7 protein-coding genes are annotated in these 11,319 nt (G+C 71.3%); 5 read left to right on the top strand and 2 right to left on the bottom strand.

Going from position 1 to position 11,319, the window contains the following annotated elements:
• Positions 1 to 425: 425 nt before the first annotated feature.
• The 4 genes from ACZ4SA_RS27540 (at position 426) to ACZ4SA_RS27525 (ending at position 6,766) form a co-directional block, all read left to right on the top strand.
• Positions 426 to 644 (top strand): type A2 lantipeptide, encoded by a 219-nt coding sequence (locus tag ACZ4SA_RS27540; protein WP_468279630.1) that lies wholly within the window; start codon positions 426 to 428, stop codon positions 642 to 644.
• A 155-nt stretch (positions 645 to 799) separates the two neighbouring features.
• Complete coding sequence (locus ACZ4SA_RS27535) at positions 800 to 1,606, top strand: biotin/lipoyl-containing protein (RefSeq protein ID WP_468279627.1); 807 nt, start codon at positions 800 to 802, stop codon at positions 1,604 to 1,606.
• A 35-nt stretch (positions 1,607 to 1,641) separates the two neighbouring features.
• Positions 1,642 to 3,906, top strand: coding sequence for an NHLP family bacteriocin export ABC transporter peptidase/permease/ATPase subunit (locus ACZ4SA_RS27530; RefSeq protein ID WP_468279634.1), 2,265 nt, complete (start codon positions 1,642 to 1,644; stop codon positions 3,904 to 3,906).
• A 1-nt stretch (position 3,907) separates the two neighbouring features.
• The gene (locus ACZ4SA_RS27525) at positions 3,908 to 6,766 is read left to right on the top strand and encodes an NHLP bacteriocin export ABC transporter permease/ATPase subunit (RefSeq protein WP_468279625.1); all 2,859 of its coding nucleotides are present in this window, start codon (positions 3,908 to 3,910) and stop codon (positions 6,764 to 6,766) included.
• 236 nt (positions 6,767 to 7,002) lie between these two features.
• On the opposite strand, the gene ACZ4SA_RS27520 is transcribed toward ACZ4SA_RS27525, so the two are convergent.
• Together ACZ4SA_RS27520 and ACZ4SA_RS27515 are read right to left on the bottom strand one after the other, a co-directional pair.
• On the bottom strand, positions 7,003 to 7,386 hold the full coding sequence (locus ACZ4SA_RS27520) for a hypothetical protein (RefSeq protein ID WP_468279623.1): 384 nt from the start codon (positions 7,384 to 7,386) through the stop codon (positions 7,003 to 7,005).
• A gap of 327 nt (positions 7,387 to 7,713) precedes the next feature.
• A complete protein-coding gene (locus ACZ4SA_RS27515) occupies positions 7,714 to 8,637 on the bottom strand; it encodes a MurR/RpiR family transcriptional regulator (RefSeq protein WP_468279621.1) in 924 nt (307 codons plus the stop codon).
• A 120-nt stretch (positions 8,638 to 8,757) separates the two neighbouring features.
• Here ACZ4SA_RS27515 and ACZ4SA_RS27510 point away from each other — a divergent pair, with 120 nt between their 5' ends.
• A complete protein-coding gene (locus tag ACZ4SA_RS27510) occupies positions 8,758 to 11,319 on the top strand; it encodes a SpoIIE family protein phosphatase (protein WP_468279632.1) in 2,562 nt (853 codons plus the stop codon).

Below are 11,319 nucleotides of genomic sequence, written 5' to 3'. Positions count from 1 at the left end.
CTCACGTCAGGGCAGACAGAAGCACCCCCGGCGCGCGCCACGGGATTTACCACGCCCACGGCGCGCGCCGAAGGCGCGCTGCGCTGCTGACCTGCAACTATCTGCGTCTGTGCGGGAATGTCCACTTCGCCGGGAGGTCGTCGCCACTGCGATCCGTGCGGGAGTCGGCGGATCTGGTGAAGAAGGTGGCGCCAATTCATGCAGGGGCGTCCATGCAGCGGCAATTCCATGCCCTTCTCGGCCCGGATCCGCAGTTCACGATTGGCTGCCCAACGGGCTTACGTGCTTTGATCCTTCGCACCGCGGGATTCGAAGAACGGGTTCCCGGATCCGGGAATCCCCCCACGCCCGCTCGGCGGCCGGCACCGCCAGTTCGGCGCGGCCGGACGCAGTAATTAGCTATATCCACCCGAAGGGAACTTCTCATGAGCTTCGTCCCCACCCAGGAGATCTCCGACTCCGAGCTCGACAACGTGGCCGGTGGCCTCCACAGCGCCGTGGTGGGCAACGCCACCGCCGCCCTTGACACCATCGCCCCGGTCTCCGGCACCGTCGCCACCGTGACGGGCGTCGTCGAGGGTGCGACCGGCATCAACACCGCCGCCATCACCGGCCCGGCAACCGGTCTCGTCGCCGGTCTGTAAGACCCACGGCTCGCCGGCGCCCCTCTGCCGGGCTCTGCCGAGCCGTGTGCCCCGGAGCCGGCCAGGTTCCGGGGCACACGGCCGCACGTGGTTCCCGGCGCACGCCGGACACGTGTGGTTTCCCCGTAACCCCCGGCAGTTGAGGGAAGAGCAACGTGCAGTTTCGCCAACAGGCCCTTTCCAAGCTGCAATCGCCCGAAGAGATCGACCTTCCGGTGCGCTTCGCCCGCCCCCAGGGCGTCCTCGTGCTCACCGTCACGGTCGTCGTCATGATCGCCGCGACCATGTGGGCCCTGACCGGCAAGGTGTCCTCCACACTGGACGCCTCCGGCATCCTCACCCACGCACAGGGCAGTTACGTGCTGCAGAGCCCCGTGGCCGGACAGGTCACCGAGGTGCTCGCCAAGGAGGGCGACCGGGTCCGCGCCGACGCGCCCCTGGTGAAGGTCCGCACCGCGCAGGGCAGCGCGGTCGTCCGCACGATCGCTGCCGGCCGGGTCACCGCACTCGTCGCCACGATCGGCTCCGTCGTCACCACCGGGGCGGACGTCGCCGCGGTCGAACGGATCGGTGCAGCGGACGACCCCCTGATGGCCGTGCTGTACGTCCCCGCGCAGAACGGCTCGAGCGTGCCCGTCGGCGCGAAGGTCGACCTCAGCGTCCAGTCCGTGGCGACGCAGCAGTACGGTGTGCTGCGCGGACGCGTGAAGGCCGTCGGCAGGACCGGCCAGACCAGGCAGCGGATCACCGCGTTCCTCGGCAGCAGCCAGCTGGGCGAGCAGTTCTCGCAGAAGGGCCAGCCCGTGTCCGTGCTGGTCGAGCTGGAACGCTCGTCGCGCACCGAGTCCGGCTACGCCTGGTCCTCCTCCGAGGGGCCGCCGTACGCACTCGAATCCATGACCCTGACCGGCGGCGCCGTCCACCTCGCCGAGCAGCGCCCGATCGATTGGCTGCTGCCGTGACGCACACCGACCACAACACCGCCCCCCAGCAGCAGTTGCCGCCCGCGGGCGGCCGCCGCAGGCACCGGCCGGCACCCGCGCCGGGCGGCCGGCGCGGCACCCGCCGCGCCGCACCCGCACCGCGCCGCAAGGAGAAAAGCGGCCGGCGGCCCAGGGCGGTCCGCACACCCACCGTGCTCCAGATGGAGGCCGTGGAGTGCGGCGCCGCCGCACTCGCCATGGTGCTCTCCCACTACGGCCGCCATGTGCCGCTGGAGGAGCTGCGCATCGCCTGCGGCGTCTCCCGCGACGGCTCGCGCGCCAGTAACGTGCTGAAGGCGGCCCGCAGTTACGGACTGACCGCCAAGGGCATGCAGATGGAGGCGACGGCGCTCGCCGAGGTACAGGCGCCCGCCATCCTGTTCTGGGAGTTCAACCACTACGTCGTGTACGACGGCACGGGGCGCCGCTTCGGCCGCCGTGGCGTGCACATCAACGACCCGGACAAGGGCCGCCGCTTCGTGCCGGCGGAGGACTTCGACTCGAGCTTCACCGGTGTGGCCCTGGTCTTCGAACCCGACCGGACCTTCCGCAGGGGCGGCCGTAAGCCCGGCATCATGGCAGCCGTCCCGGCCCGCCTCCGCGGCACCGGCGGCACCCTGCTCGCCGCGTTCCTCGCCAGCCTCCTGCTCGTCGCGGTCGGTGCGGCGGTGCCGGCGCTCAGCCGGACCTACATCGACATGTTCCTGATCGGCGGCCAGACCTCGCTGCTCGGCACGCTGTTCGCCGCAATGGGCGTGATGGTCGTGCTCACCGCCGTACTGACCGGCCTGCAACAGGCGAACCTGCTGCGCGGGCGGATCATCTCCTCCACCCTGAGCAGCGCCCGCTTCCTGCGCCATCTGCTGCGGCTGCCCGTCACCTTCTTCGCCCAGCGCAGCCCGGCGGATCTCGTGCAGCGGCTGCAGTCCAACGACGCCGTCGCCGAGACGCTCGCCCGCGACCTCGCCGCGGCCGCCGTCGATGGCGTCGTGGTGATCCTCTACGCCGCGCTGCTGTGGAGCTACGACCCCCAGCTCACCGTCTTCGGCATCCTGATCGCACTGTTGAACGTGGTGGCGATGCGGATCGTCATCCGGCTGCGCGCGACGCACACCCAGAAGCTCCGGGCCGACAGCGCACGCCTCACCAACACGTCGTACACGGGTCTGCAGCTGATCGAGACCATGAAGGCGACGGGCGGGGAGAACGGCTTCTTCCGCCGCTGGGCCGGTCAGCACGCGACCACTCTCGACGTCCAGCAGCGCCTCGGCGTGCCCAGCGCGGTCCTCGCCGTCGTCGCCCCCACCCTGGCGACACTCAACAGCGCGCTCATCCTGTGGATCGGCGGACTGCGCGCCGTGGAGGGCCACATATCGATCGGCCTGCTCGTCGCCTTCCAGGCACTGGTGGCCCGCTTCACCGCACCGATCACCCGGCTCAACGGAGTGGCCGGCCGGATCCAGGACTTCGCCGCGGACGTCGCCCGGCTCAGGGACGTGGAGAGCTTCCCCGTCGACCCGCTCTACTCCCGTGCGGAACCCGACCCGAGCAGCCGAAGGCTCAAGGGGCACGTGGCGCTGGAGAACATCACCTTCGGGTACAGCCCGCTCGACCAGCCACTGCTCAACGGCTTCTCCCTGACGGTGGGGCCGGGCAGCCAGGTGGCGCTCGTCGGCGGCTCCGGCAGCGGCAAGTCCACCGTCTCCCGGCTGATATCCGGCCTCTACACCCCCTGGGAAGGGACCATCAGCATCGACGGCCGGCGCCTGGAGGACATCCCCCGCGGGGCGCTCGCCGCCTCCGTCTCCTTCGTCGACCAGGACATCTTCCTCTTCGAGGGGACCGTCCGTGACAACGTCACCCTGTGGGACCCCTCCATCCCCGACGATGCCGTGGAGACCGCCCTGCGGGACGCCGCGCTCCACGACGTGATCATGCGCAGGCCCGAGGGCATCCACAGCCGCGTCGAGCAGGACGGCCGCAACTTCTCCGGCGGCCAGCGCCAACGCCTCGAGATCGCACGGGCGCTGGTGCGCCGGCCGAGCATCCTGGTACTCGACGAGGTCACCAGCGCCCTTGACGCGGAGACGGAGCGGCTCATCATCGACAACCTGCGCCGCCGTGGCTGTGCCTGCGTCGTGATCGCCCACCGGCTGAGCACCGTGCGCGACAGCGACGAGATCGTGGTGCTGGACCACGGCTCCGTCGTCGAGCGAGGCCGTCACGAGGACCTGGTCGCCGCCCGCGGTGCCTACGCCGAGCTGGTCAAGGAGCACTGACGTGTCATCCGTACACCCGGCCGCGACCGGAGCCGTGGACGCCCCGGCGCAGACCGACGCGGTGATCCACGCGCTCGGCGGCCTCGGCGCGCCCGTCGACTGCACCGGCCTGCGCAGCCTGCACCTGGAAGGACCGCAGGTGCTGTGGCTGGTCGTGCACGGGAGCCTGGACCTGTTCGCGGTGGACGCCGCCGCGCAGGGGCACTGGCACTTCCTCGGCCGCCTCGAACCGGGAACCCTCCTCCTCGGCCCGGTCGAGGGCCCCCAGCACACCCTGACCGGCCGGCCCTCGCAGGACTGCGTGCTGCGCCGCGTCCCGCTGCGGGAGCTGTACGTACCGGAGTACCCGGAGCCGTACCCGCCGGTGTATCAGGACCCCTACGGACGGACGGCCGCGACCCAGTTGGAATACGCCTTCGGGCTCGGTGTCGGCAGGGGCCTCGGCGTGCTCTTCGAGGCGCCTCTCGACGGCCGGCCGGCCGCGGAGGAGGCGATGGCCGACGACGACGTCCTGTGGATGCAGGTCGAGCCGGGCAGCGTGCAGTACGGCGCTACCTACAGCGCCGAAGCGGCGGGCGACCTGCTCGTCGAGGGCGCGATGTGGCAGGGCATGGTGAACCAGCAGTACCGGCTGCTGTCCGCGGTCGACGGCTGGATCGAACAGCTGGAGCGGGCCCACGAGGACCGTACGGCCGCCGGGATCAAGGCGGGCGCGGACGTCTCGGCGAGGGCCGACGAGGCACTGCTGGCGTCCATCGGCCGGCGGGACCGCGCCGGCCGCGGCCATGCGGGCGCGGACGGCGACGACACGCTCCTCGCCGTGTGCCGGCAGGTCGCCGCGGCGGCCGGGATCACGCTCGCCGATCCGCCGAAGGGGGGCCCGGCGGACGAACGCGTCACGCCGGTCGAACGCATCGCGATCACCTCCCGTGTCCGCACCCGGCCGGTCCGTCTCGCGGGCCGCTGGTGGCGGAGCGACGCCGGCCCGCTGGTGGGGCACCGGGGCGCGTCCGGCGCGCCGGTCGCGCTGCTGTGGCGCCGCGGACGCTACGAGGCGGTCAACCCGCTCACGGGCTCACGGACCCGGATCGGCAAGGACAACGCCGAGGAGTTCGAGGCGCGCGCCGTGATGTTCTACCGGCCCCTGCCCGAAGTGCCCGCGAGCATCTGGGGTCTGGTGCGCTTCAGTCTCCGCGGCACCCGCATGGATCTGCGGAACCTGCTGCTCGGCGGGCTCGTCACCGTCGCCCTCGGGGCCCTCGTGCCCATCGCCACCGGACAGATCCTCGGTGTGTACGTGCCGAAGGCCGAGACCGGCCTGATCGTGCAGGTGTCGCTGGCCGTCATGATCGCCGGGATCGTCTCGGCCGCCTTCATGCTGCTGCAGAACCTCACCATCCTGCGCATGGAGGGCCGCATCGAGAGCACCCTCCAACCCGCCGTCTGGGACAGGCTGCTGAGGCTGCCGACCAGGTTCTTCGCCGAACGCTCGACCGGCGAGCTGGCGAGCGCGGCCATGGGCATCAGTTCCATCCGCCGGGTGCTGTCCGGCATCGGTCCGGTGGCCGTTCAGTCCACCACCGTCGGCGCGATGAACGTGATGCTGCTCCTCTGGTACAGCGTGCCGCTGGCGCTCGCGGCCCTCGGCATGCTGCTGGTCATCGGCACGGTGTTCCTCGTCATGGGGCTCTGGCAGGTGCGCTGGCAGCGCAAGCTCGTCGAACTCGGCAACAAGCTCAACAACCAGGCGTTCCAGACCCTGCGGGGACTGCCCAAGCTGAGGGTCGCCGCGGCGGAGAGCTTCGCGTACGCGGCCTGGGCACGGCGCTTCGCGCGCTCCCGCGAACTGCAGCAGCGGGTCGGCCGCATCAGAAACCTGACAACGGTGCTGGACGCGGTCTATCTGCCGCTCTGCTCGCTCATCATGTTCATGCTGCTGGCCGGTCCTGCCCGCGGGTCCATGTCGGCCGGCGAGTTCCTCACCTTCAGCACGGCCGTCACCATGCTGCTGACCTCCGTCACCCAGCTCACCGGTGTGCTCGTGTCGGCCGCGGCCGCGCTGCCCATGTTCGAGCTGGTGCGCCCCATCCTCGACGAGGCGCCGGAAGTCCGTGGGGCGAGTGCGCAGCCGGGCACCCTGTCCGGCGCGATCGAGGCCAGGAAGCTCACCTTCCGCTACGCCGACGACGGACCGCCGGTCCTCGACGACGTCTCCCTGCACATACGGCCGGGGGAGTTCGTGGCGATCGTCGGCCCCAGCGGGTGCGGCAAGTCGACCCTGCTGAGGCTGCTCATCGGTTTCGAGCGGCCCGGCTCCGGCACCGTGCTCTACGACGGCCAGGACCTGGCTGCCCTGGACCCCGGTGCCGTGCGCCGCCAGTGCGGTGTGGTGCTGCAGAACGCGCAGCCGCTCACCGGTTCGATCCTCGACTGCATCTGCGGTGCGGAGACGTTCTCCCAGGACGAGGTGTGGGAGGCAGCCGAGATGGCGGGCCTGGCCGATGACATCAAACGGATGCCCATGGGTCTGCACACCATGATCGCCGGAGGCGGCGCGATCTCCGGCGGACAGCGGCAGCGGCTGATGATCGCCCAGGCCCTGGTGCGCCGCCCGCGCGTCCTCTTCTTCGACGAGGCCACCAGCGCCCTGGACAACGAGACCCAGCGCGTCGTCATCGAGAGCACCCGCCGGCTCGACGCCACCCGTGTTGTCATCGCCCACCGGCTCACCACGGTGATGGATGCGGACCGGGTGATCGTGATGGAGGACGGCAGGATCGTCGAGGAGGGCCGGCCCGTCGAACTCCTCGCCCGCACGGGTGGCCGCCTGCACGAGTTGGTACGGCGGCAGCTGGCGTGAGCGGGAGGTACGGAACCGGGGCCGCGGAGCCTTGCGGTGGCCACTGCCGCAGCGAGCCGCTAGGGCGTGTTTCGAAAGTAGCGTCGTCCGCCCGCAGGGCGGGGTCCGCGGCGTCTGGTGCGTGCAATCGCAAGGCGGAGGATCATCCTCGTACTGGACGTACCTGGATGACTCCGACAACGCAGCGAGTGTGCGTGCCAGGCGTCGTGGGCCAGGCGGGACTTTCGAAACACGCCCTAACGCCTGCGCGGGGTGCCGCCGCCCGCGAGGAGCGCGTCGCCGACGAGCCTGGCGCCGCGGGCGAGCCGCCCGAGCTGCTCGAGCTCCGTCGCGTAGAGCCGGATCGTGTTCTCGATGACCGTCTCCGCGACGCCGAGTGTCGGCAGGTCGGTCCGTGACGTCTGCATGGCCACCCGCACCGCCCGTATCTCGTGCTGGATCTGGATCTGCGCGTGACGCGCGAGCAGGACGGGGTGGCGGGTGAGCGTCGAGTAACCGGCGTAACGGGCAGGCAGCAGATCGCGGAGCCAGCGGGCCGCCGTGCGTTCCCAGTCGTGGCTGCCGGGCGTCTTCACCTGGCAGGGCCAGTCCGGGCCGATCGGGGTGAGGGTGTGGGACATCGTCGTCGCTCCGCATGGTGCCGATGAACTCTGACCGAGAGGGGCGGCGGTCCCGGCCCAGGGGTTGACCGGGACCGCCGAGGGCATCCGCGGCGGAATGCGGAGCCCGGTGTGAACACCAGGGGACGGCGCGAGGAGGGAGCGCCGGACCGCGAGTGTTCGGTTGGGGAGGGCGTGGGTACAGCCCTCGTGGCTACGGAGGACACCGGCGCCACACGTAGTAAATATATATACCGTCGAGTAAGCAAGAGTATGAAAAATTTCATGCATCGCTAGGCATGAAAAAGTCCGGTAAGAGACCGGTTCGGGCTGCAATTGAAAGGCAGATCAGTCGTCCAGGAAGAAGTCATGCTGGTCCGCCACGTGCTCGTACCCCTCGAGCCTCACCTGGGTCCGCTCCGGGTCGGCATCGGCCATCGCCTGCAGCACGGCCGCCGACAGCACACCCGGCGCCGCGTACGAGTCGAACACCAGTCGCGAACCCGTCCCCGCGGTGAGCGCCACATCGGCCTCCTCCACCAGAGGCCCGAGCGTCATGTCGGTGACCAGCGCGACCCGCAGCCCGGTGCGACGGGCCGCCCGCAGCGCCGCCAGCGTCTCGTTGGCATGCCGGGGCATCGCGAAGGCCAGCACCCAGGTGCCACCCGCCTCGCGGGACTGCAGCAGAGCGTCGTAGGCGACGCTGCCACCGCGGGTCACCAGCCGCACATCGGGATGGATACGCCGCGCCGCGTACGCGAAGTACTCGGCGAGGGAGACCGAGATCCGCAGCCCCAGGATCGTCAGGGGCACCGAGCGGGCCAGCTCGCGGCCGAGGTCGAGCACCCGGTCGGTGTCGGCGAGGACCCGGCGCAGGTTCTCCAGGTTGTCGATCTCCGCGTCGACGGCGGCCTGCAACTCGTTGCGGCGGATCTCCTCCCGGCTCTCCGGGGATGCGGCGACCGCACTCAGTGCGATCGGCTGCAACGCCTCCCGGAGGGCTGGGAAGCCGGTGTAGCCGAGCGACGTCGCGAACCGGGTCACGGAGGGCTGGCTGACGCCGACGCGCTCCGCGAGGTCGGTGATCGACAGGAACGCGGCCTCTGTCAGGTGGTCGACGATGTACTGCGCGATGCGCCGCTGGCCGGGGGAGAGGCGGTGGCCGCCGAGCAGTGCGAGGACCCGCTCCCCCGGAGTGGCCTCCTGCTCCGGGGCAGGCCTGCCCGGGGTGATCGCGGCCGCCTGTGCACGTTCCTGTTGCCCTGATGGCACCGGTGTGCCCCCTTCTATGTCCAGCCCGTCCTCAACATAGCCCACCCGCCCCCGCCGCCACGAAGATCATCCACGGTGGGGTCACGGGCCCCCGACCGCCCCGAGGCCTGCCGCACGGAGATGCGCCGTAAGGCCGCCGGGGAGCATCCTTGCAATGTGACCTGGTACGGCATGGCCCCGCGCGCCCCGTCCGGTGAGCTCGGAGCCATGCCCGCGCGAGCGACGAAAGCGGGCAGCCGAGGCCTCGTCCCGGACGAACTCGCCCTCGTGCTGGCACAGGCAGAGGTGGGCGCCATCGAGGCGGTCGGTGGGTTCGCCGGCACCCTGTTCATGCGTTCCAGCTCACCCGAACTGCTCAGGATGGCCGTCATCGCCGGCCTGCCGGGGCCCCTCTTCCGGCCCTGGTGGCGCATGCATGTGAACCGGCCCTTCCCGGTGGCCGAGGTGTTCCGCTCCGGACAGGCCGTGCACCTCGCCGACGCCGAGGAGGCAATGCGCCGCTTCCCCCAGTTCATGGCGGGACTTCCTTTCCCCTTCGGCTCGCTCTTCGTGCCGATCAGCCACGGGCGCGAGCGCTTCGGAGTCCTCGCGGTGCTGCGCGCCGCGACACCCGGGCAGCCGGTCGGCGAGGAAGACCGACGCAGGCTCCACGAGGCCGGTGCCCGGCTCGGAGAGACGCTCGACGCGCTGGGCGCGGACGGCGTTCGTATCGATTGGGACTGCGAACCGGTGTCCGTCACCCTGCCCGCCCTCACCACACCACCGGTTCGGGTCGGCCGCTTCGACTGGAACCTCGACAGCGGCACGGTGGCCGGCGACGAAGGGCTCTGCACCATCCTCGGCACCGACCCGGCCGAGTTCCCCGGCACGGTCGAGGCGATGGCCGCCCGGCTGGAGCCCGAGGACGCCTACGGACTGTGGACCGTCGCCCGCCAGGCCGCGGAGTCCGACCGCCCGGTCTCCCGCAGGATGCGCCTGCAGGGACCGGACGGACGCCCCCACCTGCTCGAGGTGTCCGGCCGCCGGGCCCGGCCGCCGGGCGACACCGACACCCATCTGACCGGCTTCCTCGTCGACCTCGGCGCCGGGCCGGTCGTCCCCGAAGCGGCCGACCGGCTTCCGCACGGCGTCTGCACCGTCGACCGGCTCGGCCGGATCACCTACGTCAACCGCAACGCGGAGACGATGCTCGGGCACCCGCGCGGCGAGCTGGCAGGCCGTGTGCTGTGGGACGCGCTGCCATGGTTCTCCCAGGCCGCCCACGAGGACCACTACCGGGCCGCGCTGCTGTCCGACGAACCGGTCCACTTCACGGTCCGGCGGTCGGACGAATGGATGTCCGTCTCCGTCTTCCCCGGCCACGACGGGCTCACCATCACGCTCTCACCGGGGGAGCGGCCCGCCTACGCCCCGGGTTCGGTCCTCGCGGCCGGCGCCGGTCTCGGTTCGCCGGCCGACCGGTCCGTCGCGCTCTACCGTCCCGTCGCCCTCGCCATCGCGCTGACCGAGGCGATGACCGCCCGCCAGGTCTCCGCCGTGGTCACCGAGGAGCTGCTGCCCGCCTTCGGCGGCCGCCAGCTGGCGATCTATCTGCTGAGCAACCGACAGCTCTACCTCTCCTGGGAGACCGGCTTCCCGCGGGGCTTCCTCAACCGGTTCGACGGCGTCGGGCTCGACGCCCGGCTGCCGGGCGTCGAGACACTCACCACCGGCCGGCCGCTCTTCTTCGAGTCCATGCAGCACCTTGCCGACGCCTACCCCGGCATCCCCCTGGACGCCCATGTCGGTGCCCGGGCCTTCCTGCCGCTGATCGCCTCGGGCCGGCCCGTCGGCTCCTGCATCCTCGGCTTCGACCAACCGCGCGGCTTCAGCCCGGAGGAGCGCACGGTGCTGACCGCGCTCGCCGGGCTCATCGCCCAGGCCCTCCAGCGGGCCCAGCGCTACGACACCGAGGCCGCCCTCGCCCGCGGCCTGCAGGACGCCCTGCTGCCGCACCGACTGCCCGTCGTCGAACGGCTCGAGACCGTCGGCCGCTACCTCCCGGGCACCCAGGGTATGGAGGTCGGAGGCGACTGGTACGACGTCATCGAAACCGACAGCGGCCTCGCGCTGGTCGTCGGGGACGTGCAGGGCCACGGTGTCGCGGCCGCCGCCACCATGGGCCAACTCCGCAGCGCGGTGAGGGCCTTCGCGCTCAGCGGCCACGATCCGCAGGAGGTGATGACCGGCACCAACCGGCTGCTCATCGACCTCGACCCCGGTCAGTTCGCCAGCTGCTGCTACATCGTGCTCGATCCGGTCTCGGGCGTGGAGCAGGCCGTGCGCGCGGGCCATCTCCAGCCGCTGCTGCGCCACCCGGACGGAACGGCCGAGGTGTGCGACCTTCCCGGGGGTATCGTGCTCGGCGTGGACGCCGACGCCACGTACCCCGTGACGGAGATGCGCCTCGAACAGGGCGCGGTGCTCGCCCTGTTCACGGACGGCCTGGTCGAGCGGCCCGGCATCGACATCGACCTGGGCATCGAGTGGCTGCGCACCACGCTCGCCGACCTGGGAGACGCCCGGCTCTCGGACACGGCGGACCGTCTCATCAACGAGGCGCGGCGCTCCACCGACCGCCCCGACGACATCGCGCTCCTGCTCGCGGCCCGCTCGTCCGACACCCGCGGTCCGGACGAGTAA

The organism is Streptomyces sp. NPDC027962, assembly GCF_055566095.1.
This window is presented reverse-complemented; position numbering and strand designations above follow the sequence as displayed.

What these genes read in the sequence shown, in the direction of transcription:
- ACZ4SA_RS27540 (WP_468279630.1), top strand. Translation starts at nt 426, where the DNA reads ATGAGCTTCGTCCCCACCCAGGAGATCTCCGACTCCGAGCTCGACAAC.
- ACZ4SA_RS27520 (WP_468279623.1), bottom strand. Translation starts at nt 7,386, where the DNA reads ATGTCCCACACCCTCACCCCGATCGGCCCGGACTGGCCCTGCCAGGTG.
- ACZ4SA_RS27510 (WP_468279632.1), top strand. Translation starts at nt 8,758, where the DNA reads ATGCGCCGTAAGGCCGCCGGGGAGCATCCTTGCAATGTGACCTGGTAC.